Source organism: Butyricicoccus sp. AF35-5AC (assembly GCF_003477715.1).
GTDB lineage: Bacteria > Bacillota > Clostridia > Oscillospirales > Butyricicoccaceae > Agathobaculum > Agathobaculum butyriciproducens.
Window position 1 is genome coordinate 102955 of sequence record NZ_QUDX01000002.1, and the last position, 17788, is coordinate 120742.

A 17788-nucleotide genomic window follows, 5' to 3' on the forward strand; every position below is an offset into this window, starting at 1 on the left:
GGAGGTGTTTGGGTGAAGCTGAACATTCTCAAACGAGCCGGAATGCTGGCGGCAAGCACTGCGGTCTGCTGCGGCGTTGTTTTCGGCGGCTTATCGATGAACGGGCTGCGGTATGTCCGTCCGACAGCAGAAAACTGGACACTTCTGGCGTATATGCAGCCTGCTGCTCGGATTGAACAGCAAAAGACAACGCGCGTGATACCGGATGAGAAGGAATGGTCCTATCTCAGAATCACCGGATACGATGCACAGAACCGCGAGATCTGGTCACTGAATTGCAAGCGTCCGTTCGGTGTGAGTTCCAGCGAACGCAAGGTTTACAGCGGCAGCAAAATGACATGGTATTCCACAACCTGCGGTGTAAAGACGGTTTCTTACACAGAGTATGATGAGCAGGGGCGTATCATTCGCGCAGCGAATGCGGACGGAATAGAGACTTACACCTATCGCGGAGACGAGGAAGAACCGTATCTGGAGCAGAGCTGCGACACGGCAGGCAACATGCAGTCACAGACAGTGTCGGAATACAATCCCAAAACCGGAGAAACGACCAGAACCAGTACGGTTTTCGCGGGCGTGCTGACCGGCACATGGATCACGGTGAAGGATGCACGCGGCTCCACGCTGCACATGGAAAATGATGTGCATAATCCGAATTACGAAATGATGCAGGACAACGAGTGGACATACGACGACGCCGAGCGCACCGCAGTCTGCGTCAGCGAGGATGGCGTAACCGAGAAAATATGGTATGACGAGCAGCAGCGCGTCCTGCGGGATGAATACTACACGCCGGACGGTATTCTGCAGACCTGCACCGTCAATGATTTTTTTGACATTACCCGATAAATCTGGGAACCTTTTGTAGATACCCAACGTCAAATACAATGCAGCGATCAGAAAACAGCGCGCGCAATATCCAAAACAAAGAAAAAATCACTGACCGCTGAATTAAAAGGAGGATTTTCTATGAAACGAACGATTGCAGCGATTTTATCTGCGGCTATGCTGGTGACGGCGGCTGCGGCAGCGGAAGCGCCGAGCAGTTGGGCCAAGTCGGCGGTGGATACCGCGCGGAACGCGGGCATTGTGCCGGAGCAGGTCGATCAGGCGTACACGCAGAGCATCACCCGTGCGGATTTCTGCGCGCTGGCGGCAGCGGTTTACCACACTTGGGAAAAGAGCGGCAACGTAAAATCCGTTGATAAGGCTGTGGTCTCCTTCTCGGATACCAAGGATGAGGATGTGCTGCTCTGCGCGGCTCTGGGCGTGGTAAACGGTGTCGGCGGCGGAAAGTTTGCACCGCAGCAGCAGCTGACCCGTCAGCAGGCGGCAAGCATGCTGCACCGTCTGGGCAATCTGCGCAAGAATGCCAAGGACAACGTAAAGGACCGTATGCCGCACGTTTTCGCGGACGGCGCGGATATTCAGGCGTGGGCACGGAATGATGTGTACTGGGTCTACAATCAGGGCGTAATGAACGGCGTCAGCGGCAATCGTTTTGCACCGAATAACAGCTATACACGCGAGCAGTCCATCGCGACCATGCTGCGCCTGTATGATACCAAGTATGCCGAGGTGCCGAGCGGCGAGACTGCGGCAGAGTACGCCGTTGTCATGGACGATGAGGGCGGTGCCGGTGCACGGTCGCAGATGCACATCGAGAACGCAAAGGGCAAAAAGCTGCTGACCGATTATAAGGATACCAAGGGCACCTTCGAGAATATTACTATGCTCGGTGTATGGGCCGGTGTGACGATGGAAAACGGCACGAAATATGACGTGGTGAACCTCAAAACCGGCGAAAAACTGGAGGATTACCGCATTCTTGTCGCAGACGGCGAGCAGGCAGGCTGGCTGTGTCCGATGGACATCACCAAGGTGACTTACGGTAAGGACTACATTGCGCTGGCTGACGGCACTAAGAGCACGGCGACTTATGATCGCATGACCAACTTCAAGGACGGCAAGGCGGTTGTCAACGTGGACGGCAAGACTATTCGTGCCATCGACACCACCGGCAAGACCCTGTGGAGCATGAATTTTGCGTTTGACCGCAGCAAGATGGAGATTCGTGATGGTGCGGGAGACCGCTTTACTGTGTGGGGCAATAATTCGGCTGCCATTATCGCAGGCGGCAAGCGCATTGCATCCAGCTCGGGCGGTCTGTATCTCAATCAGTACAGTGATACCTACATCTACTCCGAGAATACAGGCTACTATGCGCTGTACAACTTTAACGGCAGAAAGCTGACAAAGACCTATCAGAATGCGTTCGATGAGGTCGGTCAGAACATTTACAGCCACTGGATTAACGACAAGGAATACGAGTACATCCGCTGTGACGCGGACGGCACGAACAAGGTTCTGTTCCGCGTGAAGTGCCCGAACGGCCGTCCGGGCGCACTGCCGACCGACGGCGCAGGCGTGTATGCGCTCCGCACGGATGAGCATACCGTTACCTGCTTTGACCGCTTCGGCACGACGCTCGGCACCATCAAGCAGGATGGTGAAATCACGCTGGAACCCACCTTTGAAAACGGCTGTGTCCGCGTGATGGATAAGCTGTACCTCCCGACCGGCGAGGAAATCTGATAAACATGAAAAAGGCACCGATTCGGTGCCTTTTTCATTTGCTGTGCCTTGTAACCGAGCAATGAAACGGTTATAATAGAACCTGTACGACAAAAGACGAAAAAGGAGGAATTTCCTTGCAGTTAGAACAAACGCTGCGGACGCTGTGCGCGCTGCCGGCGGTCAGCGGCTTTGAAATGCAGGCGGCAAAGGCCGTCGCGGAGCTGTTCCGGCCGTACTGCGACACCGTGGACGCGGACAAGAACGGCAATGTGATCGGCAGCTTGTCCTGCGGTAAAGAGGGCGCGAAAACCGTCCTTCTGGACGCGCATCTCGACCAGATCGGCTTTCTTGTCACCGAGGTACTGGACGGCGGCTTTCTGCGGTTCGCGCCGGTCGGCGGTGTGGACCCGCGCATGCTGCTCGGCGGTGAGGTGACCATTCTCGCAGACGAGCCGCTATACGGCGTGGTATCCTGCATGCCGCCGCATCTGCTCAAGGCAGGTGAGCAGAACAAGTCCGTCCCCATCGACCAGATGGCGATCGACACCGGTCTGCTCGATGCCAAAAGCCGCATTCGTGTCGGCACGCCGATCGTGTTCGCGCAGCAGCCGATCAAGCTGGCGGGCGGTCAGCTTTGCAGCAAGTGCCTTGACGACCGCGCAGGCGTTGCCGCCATCCTGCTGGCGATGGAGAAGCTGCACGCGGCAAAGGACAAGCTGAAGTGCAATGTCGCAGTGCTCATCAGCACGCAGGAGGAGGTCACCGAGCTGGGTGCACAGACCGGCGCGTTTACGGTTCAGCCGGAGTACGCCATCGCGGTGGACGTGACCCACGGCAGAACGCCGGACGGTCCGTCGGACGGTGTGTTCGACCTCGGCAGCGGCGTGGCAGTCGGCATGGGACCGAACCTGCATCGCGGCTTTACCAAGGCGCTCATCAAGACCGCCAAGGCGAACGACATCGACTATACGCTTGAAATCATGGAGGGCAACACCGGCACGAATGCGTGGACGATGCAGATCGTCGGCCGCGGTATCGCAATGGGTCTGCTGTCCATTCCGGAAAAATACATGCATACGCCGGTCGAGGTTGTGGAGCTGTCTGATGTGCAGGCAGTCGCTGACCTGATGGCAGAATTCCTGCGCGAATTTGACGGGGAGGTGGGCGCATGATCGAACTGATGAAGCAGCTGTGCGCGCTGCCGGGGCCGTCCGGCTGTGAGGATGCGGTGCGCGAGTTTGTGCTCGAGAAGGTAAAGCCGTTCGCGGACGAGATAAAGACCGATGCCATCGGCAACATTATGGTGTTCCGAAAGGGCAAAAAGGCGCTCGAGCGTCCGGTCGTTGTGTGCGCACACATGGACGAGGTCGGCGTTATCATCAAGCAGATTACGGACGACGGCATGCTGAAGTTCGGCTTTGTCGGCGGCGTGGACCCGCGTGTTGTCATCGGCCGACCGGTTCGCTTCGGTGATGTGCAGGGCGTGATCGGCATCAAGGCAGTTCATTTGACGACCGCAGCAGAGCGCCGCACCATGCCCAAGACCAAGGATTTGTATATCGACATCGGTGCAGCGAGCAAAGCTGCCGCCGAGGACAAGGTTTCGCTTGGCGATTACGGCGTGTTCGACTCGGCGGTTGTCGAGTTCGGCGACGGTCTTATCAAGGCCAAGGCGATTGATGACCGCGTCGGCTGTGCTGCGCTCCTCAAGCTCATCGAGGACGAGCCGCCGATCGACACCTGGTTCTGCTTTACTGTGCAGGAGGAAGTTGGTCTGCGCGGTGCGGCAAGCATGGCGTATGCGCTCGACCCAGGATTTGCAATGGTGCTCGAGGGTACGACAGCTGCTGATCTCGCAGAGGTGGAAGGCGGCAAAGCTGTTTGCCGTGTACGCGGCGGTGTGGTTCTGCCGTTCATGGATGGCGCGACTATCTACGATGCGGAGCTGTTTGAACTTCTGCGCAATGCCTGCGACAAGCGCGGCATCTGCTGGCAGACGAAAACGCGCGTAGCTGGCGGCACGGACGCAGGCCGCATCCACAAGAGCCGTGCGGGCGTGCGCGTGTGCGCGGCTGCGGCTCCGGTACGCTATATTCACTCGCCGTCCTCGGTGGCGGCAGTAGCCGACTGCGAAGCGGTGCTCGCTGCCGCACGCGCATTTCTGGAAGAACTCGGAGGGAACGACGAATGAGCAAGATTTTTGATTTATGGAACACGGTCGCGGGGGCATTCGGCCCTTCCGGCCGTGAGGATGCGGTCCGCGAGACCATCGCGGAGATTGCAGGCGCGTATATCGACGATGTGACGACGGATGCACTCGGCAACCTCATCTGCCGCAAAAAAGGCGCAAAGAATGGCAAAAAGCTGTTGTTTGCCGCGCATATGGACTCTATCGGTGTGGTTGCCACCTATATTGAGGACAAGGGCTTTATCCGTTTTTCGCAGATCGGCGGCCTGTATGTCGGCGACCTGCTGAATATTCAGGTGAAGTTTGCCAACGGCACGCGCGGCGTGATCTCGTACGAGGAAAAGACGCCGCTCCAGGATTTGACACTGGATAATCTGTTCATCGACATCGGTGCAAAGAATGCCGATGAAGCGCGCAAACTGGTGCAGATCGGCGATTTTGCCGTGTACGAAGCACCGCGGTTCGAGCAGAACGGCGTGCTGTGCGGCCCGTATCTGGACAACCGCATCGGCTGTGTGACACTCCTGCTGATGATGGAGCAGTTGGCGGACAAGGAAATCGAGAACGACCTGTACTTCGTGTTTACGGCACAGGAGGAGGTTGGCCTGCGCGGCGCAGGCGCGGCAGCGTTCGCAGTTGAGCCGGATGCGGCTATCGCAGTGGACGTGACCGATACCGGCGACCTGCCGGAGATGAAGTCCGCGATGGCGGTCGAGCTGGGCAAGGGACCGGCAGTCAAGGTGATGGACCGCTCGGTTATCTGCACACCGGCGGTTGTAGATGCGCTCGAGCAGGCGGCGAAGGACTGCGGTGTATCCGCGCAGCGCGAAATCCTGCTGTGCGGCGGCACGGATACGTCGGCGCTGCAGAAGGCGCGCGCAGGCGTGCAGGCAGGCGCGGTCTCCATCCCGACTCGCTATATCCATTCTCCGAGCGAGCTGTGTGCGGTTTCCGATGTCGAGGACGCGGCAAAGCTGCTGGCACAGTACGCACTCCAAAAATAACCGATAGAGTTACTGGGAATTTTGTAAAAAACGACAGGTGACAAGCTGCCGATTTTGCAGTATGATAAAGACACAGCAAGGGGGCTGATACCGATAAAAGGTGCAGGACTCTTGCTGTTTTTTTATACCTTTTCTCATTTCGACCACATCTTACTTACATACTACTCTTTGCCTGAAGCTGTTCTACCTTATGGTAGAGCGGCTTCGGGCATTTTACGCTCTTTATTCGGCAAAACGTGCACGTTGTCCGTGCTATACTGAATCTTGTTCGGGAGGTGCGGTATGGTCGTCTATCTGGATGTGCTGTTTGCCGTCAACGCGCTGATGGATGGCGCAACGCTGCTTGCGGCGGCTCGCTTAGGCGGCGTGCAGGTGCGGAAAATGCGGCTGATTTTCTCAGCAGCACTCGGCGGCGGTTATGCCGTGCTGGGTGCGGTCTGGCCGGTGCTGACACTCGCGCCGCTGCGCCTGCTTGCAGGACTGGGCCTGTGCATGGTCGCTTTCGGCAGAGAGCGGCACCTTGCGCGGCTGTGTGCACTGTACGGCGTGGTCGCGGCCTCGTTCGCCGGACTGGCGGCGGCGCTGAGTGCCGCAAGCGGCAGGAGGCTGCTGCTCTCGTGTGGGTACTACTTTGCGGTGCCGATACAGGTGCTCGTGCTGGCGGCAGCTGTCGGCTACGCGGCAAGCGGGATACTCCTGTGCGGAGACGCGAAGCACGGCGCGCTGCACCGCGAAACGGAAACGCTGACCATCCGGTTCGGCAATCGGCAGACCGCCGTGCGTGTGCTGCACGACACGGGCAACGACCTGATCGAACCGGTATCCGGAAAGCCGGTCGTGGTGCTCGAGCGCAAGGCCGCCGAGTGCCTGCTGGGCACGAAACTGCCGTTTGGCAGTGCGTCCGCGCAGTTGGCGGCTCTGTCGGAAAATCTGGCTGCACGCTGCGGTCTGCTGCCGTTTCACGCGGTCGGCACGGATGGCGGTCTGCTGCTGTATTTCCGGCCGGACAGCGTGCTGAGAGCGGACGGCACGGCACTCGACTGTGTGTGTGCAGTCGGTGCGGTCTCCATCGGACAGGGCGCGTACGAGGGACTTATCGGGGTGTGAAAGGGAGAGCAAAAATGAAAATTCTGCAGTGGTTAAAGATGGTTTTGCGGCGGTTTCGAGCGCAAGGCGTACATTATATCGGCGGCAGCGATGTTCTGCCGCCGCCGTTGTCTCCGGAGGAGGAGGCCGCCGCCGTGGAGGCGAACAGCGGGGGCGATGTTGCGGCGCGCAACCGTCTTATCGAGCACAATCTGCGGCTGGTGGTGTTCCTGGCGCGCAAGTTTGAGTCGAGCGGTGTGGGAACGGAAGATTTAATTTCTATTGGAACGATCGGACTCATCAAGGCGGTGAGCACCTACCGGAGCGACAAAAACGTCAAGCTGGCGACGTATGCGTCGCGGTGTATCGAGAACGAGATCCTCATGCACCTGCGCAAGATCGCCGGACGGCGGAGCGAGGTTTCCATCGACGAGCCGCTGTCCTCGGACTGGGATGGCAACGAGCTGCTGCTGAGTGATATTCTCGGCACCGAGCCGGACAGCGTCATGCGGCCGCTCGAGGATGATGTGGACAAAATGCTGCTGCATCGTGCACTGGGTCATCTGCCGCCGAGAGAGCGGCAGATCATCTCGCTGCGGTTCGGCATCGGCACGCCGAAGGCGCTGACGCAGAAGGAGGTCGCAGATTTGCTGGGTATCTCGCAAAGCTATATTTCAAGGCTGGAAAAGCGGATTATCGCGCGAATGCGAAAAGACATTTTGAAGTATTCGGCGTTTTAAGGCAATACCGCATAATTGAACAAGAGTGATTTGCGAGTAAATTTTGCGTACTGACGAGGCACAGTTTTGCGGTAATACTTGATGTATTACCGTGAAACTTCGGCAGCGCGGACGGAACTCGCGCAAGGAACCGAAGCCAAAGTCAGGACACAAAATTTCCGCAAAGCACCGCGGCAGCGCGACCGGAGCCTGCGCAAGGAGCCGCCGCTTTAATTGTGCGGTGTTGCCTTAAGAAAGAGCGAGGAGTGAAAAGTTGAGAGGGGAGAGAACGCAATGGGTTATCGTTCGGCAAGTCGCAGATAATTCACAAATGCTGTGCAGAATATTCTCCAGACCAACGAGTTGCGCGACACTGTCATGCATGCCGCGCTTGCGGAGAGTAACCTGCATGTGTAGCAGTAAGGTATCTGACGTTGCGTAGAGGCAGAGAAATGGGCGCACACTGTGCGCCCGCGCGGCGTCAGCGCGTTTCCGCGGTTTGCAGCCGATGCGACAGTTTTCTTTTCTCCTGCACTATGCTATAATAAGAGAAAACCCAAGGGATGAGATACCATGCAGATCGAAATTCGGCAGTACGAGCAGCGTGACGCTGCACAGGCAGCAGAAATTTGGAACGAGGTCGTTGAGGACGGCAAAGCCTTTCCGCAGATGGAAAAGCTGGACGAGGTGACCGGTCATGCCTTTTTCACTGAGCAGACCTATACCGGCGTGGCGTACAATACGGAAACCGGTGAGTTGGTCGGTCTGTATATTCTGCACCCGAACAATGTGGGCCGCTGCGGTCATATCTGCAACGCAAGCTATGCAGTTAAAAAGTCTGTGCGCGGACAGCATATCGGTGAAAAACTGGTAAAGCACTGCATTGCACAGGGAAAAACGTGCGGATTCCGCGTGCTGCAGTTCAACGCAGTCGTCAAGAGCAACAAGGGCGCACTTGCGCTGTACAAAAAGCTGGGATTCACACAGCTTGGTGTGATTCCGGGCGGATTTTTGAACAAGGACGGCGAATACGAGGATATTATCCCGCATTACCATGTTCTGTAAAGAGAAAAGGAGAAAACAATGCTTTTTTGCAACATTGATCTGTTGGATGAGAATTTTGCGCTCAAACGCGGGCAGTACGTCGGTGTGAAGGACGGCAAGATCGCCTATATCGGTGACACCGAGCCGCAGGAGGACTACGGTGAGCGTTACGACGGCAGACACCGTCTGCTGATGAGCGGCTTCTACAACGTCCACAGCCACGCGCCGATGACGCTGCTGCGCGGCTACGCGGAGAATCTGCCGCTGCAGCGCTGGCTGGGTGAGAAGGTATTTCCGTTTGAGGACAAGATCGATGACGAAGCGGCGTACTACGGCACGCAGCTTTCCATTGCGGAAATGCTGGCGAGCGGTACGGTTTCGTTCTCGGATATGTATTTCTTCTTCGACGGCATGATGCCCGCGATCCGCGAGAGCGGCATCAAGTGCAACCTCAGCCGCGGCCTGACCGTATTTGACGACAGCGACTACGAGAGCCTTGCCGCCTACAAGGACAATCTGCGCCTGCTGAACGGGTGGAACGGCGAGCTGGGCGGCCGTCTGATCGGTGATCTGTGTATCCACGGCGAGTATACCTCGACACCCAAGGTGGTCGAGGCGGTAGCCGCTCACGCGAAGGACGCGGGTGCGCGTATCCACATCCACCTGTCCGAGACGCAGACCGAGCACGAGGAGTGCAAGCAGCGTCATGGCCTGACGCCGGCGGCGTACATGGAGGCACACGGCATTTTCGATTCTCCGACCACGGCGGCGCACTGCGTCTGGCTGGAGGACGAGGATTTCGATATCCTCAAGAAGCACAATGTTTCGGTCGCCTGCTGTCCGGCGAGCAACCTCAAGCTGGCATCCGGCTACGCGAACATCCCGAAAATGCTGGAGAAGGGCATCAATATCGCGCTCGGCACGGACGGCGCAGCCTCCAACAACAACCTGAATATTCTGCAGGATATTTACCTGTTCGGCGTGGTATACAAGGGTTTCTATCACGATTCCACACTGCTGACGCCTGCACAGGTGCTGCACACCGCAACGCGCGCCGGTGCGCTCTCGCAGGGACGCACTGACTGCGGCAAGCTGGCGGTTGGATATAAGGCTGACTTGTGCGTCATCGATACCGATACGCCGCAGTTTACGCCGATGACCGATGCCGCCTGCAACGTGGTCTATGCGGCTCAGGGCGCAGACGTTCGCCTGACCATGGTAGACGGCGAGGTGCTGTACCGCGATGGTGAATTCAAGACCATTGACATTGAAAAGGTAAAGGCGGAAACGCAGAAGCGCACGGACGCTATCCTGCGTCGGCTGTAAGGAGGGACAACCTATGCTGACAAAAGCAAATGTAGTGGAATCTGCAGCATATCTTAAAGAAAAGCTGCCGTTTGTGCCCGAAATCGCACTTGTGCTCGGCTCGGGCATCGGCCCGCTGGCAGATGAGGTGGAGAACCCGACGTATGTACCTTACGGCGAGATTCCGCACTTCAAGGTATCCACCGCGCCCGACCACGCAGGACGCATGGTGTGCGGCACACTGGCCGGACGCCGCGTTATCTGCATGCAGGGCCGTCTGCACGGCTACGAGGGCTACGCGCCGGACGAGGTGGCATATCCTGTTTATGTGCTGAAAGAGTTGGGTGTGAAGGCGCTTGTCGTGACGAATGCCTCCGGCGGCATCAACACCGGCTATCATGCGGGTGATTTTATGCTGATCACCGACCACATCAACATGACCGGTAAAAGTCCGCTGACCGGCAAAAACGATCCTGAACTCGGTACTCGTTTTCCGGATATGACGTTCGCCTACAGCCATGAGCTCGGTGAAAAAGCCCTGCAGGCCGCTGCGGACTGCGGTCTTAAGCTGCATCAGGGTGTATACTGCGGCGTAAACGGCCCGCAGTTTGAGACACCGGCGGAGATCCGCATGTTCCGCACGCTCGGCGCGGATGCGGTCGGCATGTCCACCGTGTTCGAGGTCATTGCGGCCGCGCATTGCGGTCTGCCGCTCGTCGGTATTGCCATGATCACCAATATGGCGGCGGGCGTGCTTATGCAGCCGCTCTCGGGCGCTGAGGTCAACGAGACTGCCGAGCGCCGCGGCGCAGAGCTGCGCCGTCTGGTGGCAAAGCTGCTCGAGAAAATTTAAGGAAAATTTCAAAAAAGTGTTGACAGAAAGCGATTTCTGCGATATACTAATAAAGCTGTCACGGAAAAGCGTTGGCAGCTTGATTTCGAGGTGTGGCTCAGCTTGGTAGAGCGCTTCGTTCGGGACGAAGAGGCCGCAGGTTCAAATCCTGTCACCTCGACCACTTTTTTCAAATCAAATAACAATATTTCGAGGTGTGGCTCAGCTTGGTAGAGCGCTTCGTTCGGGACGAAGAGGCCGCAGGTTCAAATCCTGTCACCTCGACCACAGAAACTCTGAAAACCACATGGTTTTCGGAGTTTTTTGCTATCTGATGAAAATTTTACTTACCACTTAATATATCGAAAGAGAGGACGGCATTGATGCAGAACGCAGAACAGAAGACCGCACTCATTGCGATGAGCGGCGGCGTAGACAGCTCGATCGCGGCTTACCTGATGCGGCAGGCGGACTTCCGCTGCATGGGCACGACCATGCGGCTGTACCGCAACGAGGATCTCGGCGCATGTAATTTCCGCACCTGCTGTTCGGAAAAGGATATCGAGGACGCAAGTGAGGTTGCGTTTCAGCTGGATATTCCGTATGAGGTGCTGGATTTTACACTGGATTTTCAGGAGAAGATCATCGGCAAGTTTGTCCGCACCTATGAGGCAGGCGGCACGCCCAATCCCTGTATTGACTGCAACCGCTTTATGAAGTTCGACAAGCTGCTGGATTTTGCCGAGCAGCACGGCCTGTATTACGTTGTCACGGGTCACTATGCCCGCATTGAGCAGGATGAACAGACCGGTCGCTGGCTGCTCAAAAAGGGCGTGGACGCGGGCAAGGACCAGAGCTATGTGCTGTACACGATGACGCAGCGGCAGCTTGCGCACACCAAATTTCCTCTGGGCGACCGCAACAAGCCGGAGATCCGCGAGCTGGCGGAGCAGCTCAGCTTCTGCAACGCACGCAAGCACGACAGCCAGGATATTTGCTTTGTGCCGGACGGCGATTACGTCAAGTTCATGGAGCAGTACACGGGCAAGCACTATCCGGCAGGCGATTTCCTCGATTTAGACGGCAAGCCGGTGGGAAAGCACAAGGGTGCTGTCCGCTATACCGTCGGTCAGAGACGCGGCCTCGGTCTTGCGATGGGTGAGCCGGTGTACGTCTGCGGCAAGGATATGGAGAAGAACACGGTTTCGGTCGGACCGGAGGCGGCGTTGTTCTCGAACACTGTGATCGTAGATGACATGAACTGGATTTCGATTCCGGAGCTGACCGAGCCAATCCACATCAAGGCGAAGATTCGCTACCGCCATGCGGAGCAGCCGGTGACGGTTTCTCCGATGGAGGACGGCCGTGTCAAGCTGGTGTTTGATGAGCCGCAGCGAGCCGCAGCGATCGGTCAGGCGGCGGTGCTGTATGACGGCGATGTAGTTGTAGGCGGCGGCACCATCGTGGATGTGCCAAAGCAGGCAGGCAGGTGAGGCGCGGCATGAAATTTCTCATTGCATCCGATATTCACGGCTCGGCATACTACTGCGAACAGCTGCTGCAGGCGTTCGAGCGCGAGCAGGCTGCGCGTCTGCTGCTGCTCGGCGATATTCTTTACCACGGTCCGAGAAACGATCTGCCGCGCGATTACGCGCCAAAGAAGGTGATTGCCATGCTGAACGGCATGGCGGATACAATCCTATGTGTGCGCGGCAACTGCGACACCGAGGTGGATCAGATGGTGCTCGAGTTTCCAATCCTCGCGGACTATGCCGTCCTGCCGACAGGGGAGCGGCTGGTGTATGTCACGCACGGACATCAATTCAACACGAAAACACCGCCGCCGCTGCGTAAGGGCGATGTGCTGCTGCACGGGCATACGCATATTCCGGCATGGGAGCCGTTTGGCAGGGAAAACCTGTATCTGAACCCGGGTTCAGTGTCCATCCCGAAAAATGATACCGCACATGGCTATATGACACTCGAAAACGGTGTTTTTACATGGAAAACGCTGAGCGGCGAACCATATCACACGCTTGCATTGTAAAAAAGAGGCTGACAGTTCACAGCTGTCAGCCTCTTTTTTATTGAATGTCGGTTTGCTTGCAAACCGCGTCCGCTAAAAGGCTTTGCCTTTTTATCGGAATCAGTCGATTTTTACAGTCCAGCCCAGCTCATCCGGCAGCTTGCCCCACTGGATGCCGGTCAGGGTGTTGTACAGCTTATGGGTAACTTCGCCGATCTCACCGTTGTTGATGTGAGCAACATCGCCCTCGTAGCGCAGCTCGCCAACCGGAGAGATAACTGCAGCGGTACCGGTGCCGAATACCTCTTCCAGCTTGCCATCGTGGGAAGCCTTCATAACGTCAGCGATCGGCAGGCGCTCCTCGGATACCGGAATGCCCCAGTGCTTGAGCAGCTCGATGCAGCTCATACGGGTAACGCCCGGCAGAACGGTGCCGACGGTCGGAGCGGTGTAAACGGTGCCGTCGATCTTGAAGAAGCAGTTCATGGAGCCGACTTCCTCAACGTACTTGTGCTCAACGCCGTCCAGCCACAGGGTCTGCTCGTAGCCCAGCTCGTGTGCCTTTACCTGAGAGATCAGGGATGCAGCGTAGTTGCCGCCGCACTTGGTGAAGCCGGTGCCGCCCGGGCAGGCACGAGTGTACTCATCCTCGACGAAGATCTTAACCGGATTGATGCCGGTGGAGTAGTAAGCGCCGACCGGAGAGCATACGATGATGAACTTGTGGGTGCGGGAGGTGCGAACGCCCAGATGCGGCTCGGTAGCGATGACAAACGGACGGATGTACAGGCTGGTGCCCTCAGCGTGCGGAACCCAGTCCTGATCGAAGGAAACAATGGCCTTGACAGCCTGAACGAAATCCTCTACCGGCAGGCTCGGCAGGCACATACGATGGTTGGTGTTGATCATACGCTGTGCATTCTTGTCCGGGCGGAACAGCTGAATGGAGCCGTCCGGGGTGCGGTAAGCCTTCAGACCCTCAAAGGACTCCATTGCGTAATGGAAAACCATCGCTGCCGGATCAAGCTCAAGCGGCTGATACGGTACGATGCGGGCATCGTGCCAGCCCTGTTCCTCATCGTGATCAATGATCAGCATGTGATCGGTATAATGAACACCAAAGCCGAGGCTGCTTTCGTCCGGCTTTGCCTTAGGAGTAGTGGTGCGCTGTGTTGTGATCTGCAGCATGGTTGATTCACTCTTTCTTTATAAGAATTTGTACTCTTTTATTATAGCACTCGATTCTCACAACGCAAGGTGTTTTTCGGCAGAAAGGGTGACAAACCCGCTGTGCTTTGGTATAATATGTTCGTACGAATTGCTGAAAGGAGTGAGTGCGTATCAAAAAAATCATCAGCTGTGTGCTGTGTGCCGCGCTGCTGCTGACGTTTCTGCCTGCACCGGCGCATGCGGTGACGCTGACAGCGGTAAACGACTCCATCCTGCCGCTCGACGAGAGCACCATGCCTGCACGTCTCGGCGGCGAAACCTATGTGCCGTACAGTGTGTTTACCACGCTCGGTGTGTCTGCCTCGGAGAATGACGGCGTGCTCGATCTTTCCGCAAACGACGAAACGCTCAGCTTTTCGACTGCGGAAGGCTATGTGTACGATCAGAATCTGAACAGCTATTCCACACCCGCGTATGAGATGAACGGAACGGTTTATGTGCCGGTCAAGCTGTGTTGTGCGAAGTTTGGCTTTACCTATTCTTCACTGACCCTGCAGGGGGAAAATGTGCTGCGTGTCGCGGACGGCTCGGCACAGAGCGATTCGGCGTTTATTGCGGCGCATACCAAGGTGATTGAGAACACGATCGACAACTACAAGGGCAGCACTTCCGGGTCGGACCGCAGCAATAACACGAATACCAATCCCGCACCGGCAAAGCCGGTGGACAACGATACCATCGAAATACCGAAGGTAGAGGAAAAGCCGGCGAAGAAGCCGGTCCGCGTGTATCTTGCCTATTACGGCGCGCCGAACGAAAACACGGCGGCTGTTCTGGACAATCTGCATGACGCAGGCAGGCAGGCGGCGTTTTTCCTGCCGACGGATACCTCCGAATGGGACGATGATCTGGTTCGCCGAATCGCAGCGGAAGGACATACGGCAGCCTTTCTGCTACAGGCGGACAGCAAAACCACAGGAGCAGACATGCTGGCCGACCTTGCCGCTGCGAACGAGCGCCTGACACTGCTGACCGGTGTGGCAGCCCGCATAGCCGCCAACCAGAGCGGCAGCGACGCGCTCACCGAAGCACAGCGCAGCGTGCTCATCGGTGCAGGCTACCGCCTGTGGGATGCCGGTCTGGACAGCGGCGATGCCGAGAAAAATGCGGCGGAAGCGTATACGCAGACCGTACAGTATTTCGCCTCCACGTCCGGCGTGGTAGTTGTGCGGCTGCATCACAGCAAGGCAACCCCGAGACTGACCGAAGCACTGTGCTCGTATATCGGACGGCAGGGTATTTTGGCAGGACACATCACATACAGCGTTACGCCGGTCAACAGTGCATCCGATACCCGATGAAGGGAGGACTCTATGAAGCTGATCTTATGTGTGGATGATAAAGGCGGCCTGGCCTTTAACCATCGCCGCCAGAGCCGCGACCGTGTGCTGAATGAGCACATTCTTAGGCACTGCGGTATGCACAGGCTGTGGATAAGTCCGTACACCGCAAAGCTGTTCGGAGCGGATACGGCAGTACGGCTTTGCATCGCTGAGGATTGCCTCGAGCGGGCGGCAGAGGACGATTACTGCTTCGCTGAGGTGCACGATCCTGCACCATACTTAAACAGGGTGCAGCAGGTGATAGTATATCACTGGAATCGTGTCTATCCCGCCGACCGGTATTTCACCTTGCCGGAAACCGGATGGACGAAGCAAAGCGAGACCGAATTTGCCGGTTCCTCGCATGAGAAAATAACAGAGGAAGTATTTGTTAAATGCGAAAATTGACCCGCGCGTTTGCGCCGATTGTATTCGTGCTCAGCCTGCTGCTTTCCGGCTGTGCACTGCCCATGCCGTCGAGCAGTATGGTTTCGATGGACGATCTGCCCGCCTACTCGGATTCTGCTTATGTCGAGATCGATGGCAATCAGCCATTCTTCACCGACGCAGACAAACAGGAGACCGGATCGTTTGAGGAATATTCGGATTTGGATTATCTCGGACGGTGCGGCACGGCATACGCCAATGTCGGACAGGATCTGATGCCCGCAGATGGAGAAAAACGCGGTTCGATCGGTCAGGTCAAGCCAACCGGATGGCATACCGTCAAGTATGACTGTGTGGACGGCAAATACCTGTATAACCGCTGTCACCTGATCGGCTGGCAGCTTACCGCCGAGAATGCCAACAAGCAGAATCTGATCACCGGCACGCGATACCTCAATATCGAGGGTATGCTGCCGTTTGAGAATATGGTCGCTGACTATGTGAAGGAAACCGGCAACCATGTGCTCTATCGGGTCACGCCGGTGTTTGAGGGCAGCAATCTTGTTGCCTCGGGCGTGCAGATGGAGGCGTGGTCAGTCGAGGACGACGGCGAAGGCATTTGCTTTAACGTGTACTGCTATAACGTCCAGCCAGGCGTGGAAATTGATTATGCCTCCGGCGAAAGTCAGGCAGCGTAAAGAAAAACAGCAAGTTCAGTCGGACTTGCTGTTTTTTCTTTCATTGAGAATGGAGAATTGAAAATTGAGAATTTCGGTAACGCGAAAGGGCGTTTATTCAATAACCGCCCTTCGGGCAGTTTCTTTCATTCTCTATCCTCAATTTGTTAAATTTGCTTGCGGATATGCTCCAGTGCGCCCTTCTCCAATCGGGATACCTGCGCCTGTGAGATGTGTATCTTATCAAACGAAAGGATGTGATCTGCAGGATGATTTCTGCGCTTATCGTACGGTAAAAGTGCGGATTTGTCAAGATGGACAGGGAAAATCAAGTGATTGACCAATAGAGAAGCAAAGCCGCAAGAAACCCATCACATCCGTCTTTTTCACCGGAAAAATTTATGCTATAATGGTATCAACTACTAAGGGGAAAGGCGGGATACCGTTGCGCACAAGACCAATCCTTGCGGCAGCGGCGCTGCTGCTGGCGGCCGGACTTGCCGCCGTGACGCATCAGGCCCTATCGCAGGCGGACGAGCCGCTCCGCATTGGCACGACGTACATGACGATGAACAACCCGTTTTACAGCGTCATTGACGAGGAACTGCGGTTGGTGATCGAAAGCCGCGGCGATATTCTGCTGACGCGTGATCCGGCGCTCGATCAGGAGCGGCAGAACGAGGAGATACGCGATCTGCTGCACGAAAATATCGACCTGCTGGTGCTCAATCCAGTGGACTATCGTGAGATCGAGCCGGCACTGCGGGAGGCACAGAAGGCGGGCGTACCGGTCGTAGTTATCGACTCGCAGGTCGGCAACCCGGATTTGGTAGCGTGCACGATCGCGTCCGACAACTACGGTGCGGGTGTGCTCTGCGCGGAGCACCTGATGAACACGCGCGATTCCGCGAAGGTCGTGCTGCTTGAGCACGCATCTACCAAGTCCGGCCGAGACCGTATCCAGGGCTTTTGCGATACGCTGGCATCCGACGTCAACTATCAAATCATCGGTCGCGCGGACAGCGCCGGTCAGCTTGAAGTCGCCATGCCGGAGATGGACAAGCTGCTTGAACAGGGCATTGTGCCGGACGCCGTGATGTCACTTAACGACCCGAGCGCACTTGGCGCGATGGCGGCTCTGCAGGAGCATGGCATGCTGCAGGATACGGCGGTTTACGGCGTGGATGGTGCTCCCGAAGCGAAAAGCATGATCAGCGAGGGCGCTATGACGGCGACAGCGGCCCAGTCCCCCATTCGGCTGGGGCAGATTACCGCGCAGACGGTCTACGCCATCTTAAACGGCGAGGACTACGAAAAGGAAATTACGGTTCCGGTAGCACTGGTGACCAGGGACAACGTAAACAGCTACGACATGGACGGCTGGCAGTAGG

At 56.8% G+C, this 17788-nt stretch carries 16 protein-coding genes, 2 tRNA genes and 1 pseudogene; 18 read left to right on the forward strand and 1 reads right to left on the reverse strand.

What is annotated here, in order from left to right:
• Positions 1-12 precede the first annotated feature (12 nt).
• From DWZ82_RS03940 to yfcE, 14 genes are all read left to right on the forward strand, one after another.
• Complete coding sequence (locus DWZ82_RS03940) at positions 13-849, forward strand: hypothetical protein (protein ID WP_118478912.1); 837 nt, start codon at positions 13-15, stop codon at positions 847-849.
• A gap of 120 nt (positions 850-969) precedes the next feature.
• Positions 970-2595, forward strand: a complete 1626-nt coding sequence (locus DWZ82_RS03945; RefSeq protein WP_118478914.1) for an S-layer homology domain-containing protein — start codon at positions 970-972, stop codon at positions 2593-2595.
• 116 nt (positions 2596-2711) lie between these two features.
• Positions 2712-3749: a M42 family metallopeptidase gene (locus DWZ82_RS03950; protein ID WP_118478916.1), complete on the forward strand. Its 1038-nt coding sequence runs from the start codon at positions 2712-2714 to the stop codon at positions 3747-3749.
• A complete protein-coding gene (locus tag DWZ82_RS03955) occupies positions 3746-4768 on the forward strand; it encodes a M42 family metallopeptidase (protein ID WP_118478918.1) in 1023 nt (340 codons plus the stop codon). The genes DWZ82_RS03950 and DWZ82_RS03955 overlap by 4 nt, the downstream gene beginning before the upstream one ends.
• The gene (locus DWZ82_RS03960) at positions 4765-5769 is read left to right on the forward strand and encodes a M42 family metallopeptidase (protein ID WP_118478920.1); all 1005 of its coding nucleotides are present in this window, start codon (positions 4765-4767) and stop codon (positions 5767-5769) included. The genes DWZ82_RS03955 and DWZ82_RS03960 overlap by 4 nt, the downstream gene beginning before the upstream one ends.
• 282 nt (positions 5770-6051) lie before the next feature.
• On the forward strand, positions 6052-6876 hold the full coding sequence (locus tag DWZ82_RS03965; RefSeq protein ID WP_118478922.1) for a sigma-E processing peptidase SpoIIGA: 825 nt from the start codon (positions 6052-6054) through the stop codon (positions 6874-6876).
• 14 nt (positions 6877-6890) lie between these two features.
• A complete protein-coding gene (sigE, locus tag DWZ82_RS03970; RefSeq protein WP_118478924.1) occupies positions 6891-7595 on the forward strand; it encodes an RNA polymerase sporulation sigma factor SigE in 705 nt (234 codons plus the stop codon).
• Between the two features lie 552 nt (positions 7596-8147).
• Entirely contained in the window at positions 8148-8639 is a 492-nt protein-coding gene (locus DWZ82_RS03975; protein WP_118478926.1) for a GNAT family N-acetyltransferase, read from the forward strand.
• A gap of 18 nt (positions 8640-8657) precedes the next feature.
• Positions 8658-9944 (forward strand): amidohydrolase, encoded by a 1287-nt coding sequence (locus DWZ82_RS03980; protein WP_118478928.1) that lies wholly within the window; start codon positions 8658-8660, stop codon positions 9942-9944.
• 13 nt (positions 9945-9957) lie between these two features.
• Positions 9958-10776, forward strand: a complete 819-nt coding sequence (locus tag DWZ82_RS03985; RefSeq protein WP_118478930.1) for a purine-nucleoside phosphorylase — start codon at positions 9958-9960, stop codon at positions 10774-10776.
• An 86-nt stretch (positions 10777-10862) separates the two neighbouring features.
• Positions 10863-10939, forward strand: a tRNA-Pro gene (locus DWZ82_RS03990).
• Positions 10940-10966: 27 nt separating this feature from the next.
• Positions 10967-11043 (forward strand) — tRNA-Pro (locus DWZ82_RS03995).
• 95 nt (positions 11044-11138) lie between these two features.
• Positions 11139-12248, forward strand: coding sequence for a tRNA 2-thiouridine(34) synthase MnmA (gene mnmA / locus DWZ82_RS04000; RefSeq protein ID WP_243022878.1), 1110 nt, complete (start codon positions 11139-11141; stop codon positions 12246-12248).
• Positions 12249-12256: 8 nt separating this feature from the next.
• The gene (yfcE, locus tag DWZ82_RS04005) at positions 12257-12802 is read left to right on the forward strand and encodes a phosphodiesterase (protein WP_118478932.1); all 546 of its coding nucleotides are present in this window, start codon (positions 12257-12259) and stop codon (positions 12800-12802) included.
• 99 nt (positions 12803-12901) lie between these two features.
• On the opposite strand, the gene DWZ82_RS04010 is transcribed toward yfcE, so the two are convergent.
• Entirely contained in the window at positions 12902-13969 is a 1068-nt protein-coding gene (locus DWZ82_RS04010) for a branched-chain amino acid aminotransferase (RefSeq protein WP_118478934.1), read from the reverse strand.
• Between the two features lie 146 nt (positions 13970-14115).
• On the opposite strand from DWZ82_RS04010, the gene DWZ82_RS04015 reads away from it, so the two are divergent.
• From DWZ82_RS04015 to DWZ82_RS04030, 4 genes and pseudogenes are all read left to right on the forward strand, one after another.
• The gene (locus DWZ82_RS04015) at positions 14116-15312 is read left to right on the forward strand and encodes a hypothetical protein (RefSeq protein ID WP_118478936.1); all 1197 of its coding nucleotides are present in this window, start codon (positions 14116-14118) and stop codon (positions 15310-15312) included.
• Positions 15313-15324: 12 nt separating this feature from the next.
• Positions 15325-15741: a hypothetical protein gene (locus DWZ82_RS04020; RefSeq protein ID WP_118478938.1), complete on the forward strand. Its 417-nt coding sequence runs from the start codon at positions 15325-15327 to the stop codon at positions 15739-15741.
• Positions 15729-16406, forward strand: a pseudogene (locus DWZ82_RS04025) (DNA/RNA non-specific endonuclease); the annotation flags it as partial. The gene DWZ82_RS04020 and the pseudogene DWZ82_RS04025, both read left to right, overlap by 13 nt.
• Positions 16407-16842: 436 nt before the next feature.
• Positions 16843-17787 (forward strand): sugar ABC transporter substrate-binding protein, encoded by a 945-nt coding sequence (locus DWZ82_RS04030; RefSeq protein ID WP_243022879.1) that lies wholly within the window; start codon positions 16843-16845, stop codon positions 17785-17787.
• Position 17788: the final 1 nt, after the last annotated feature.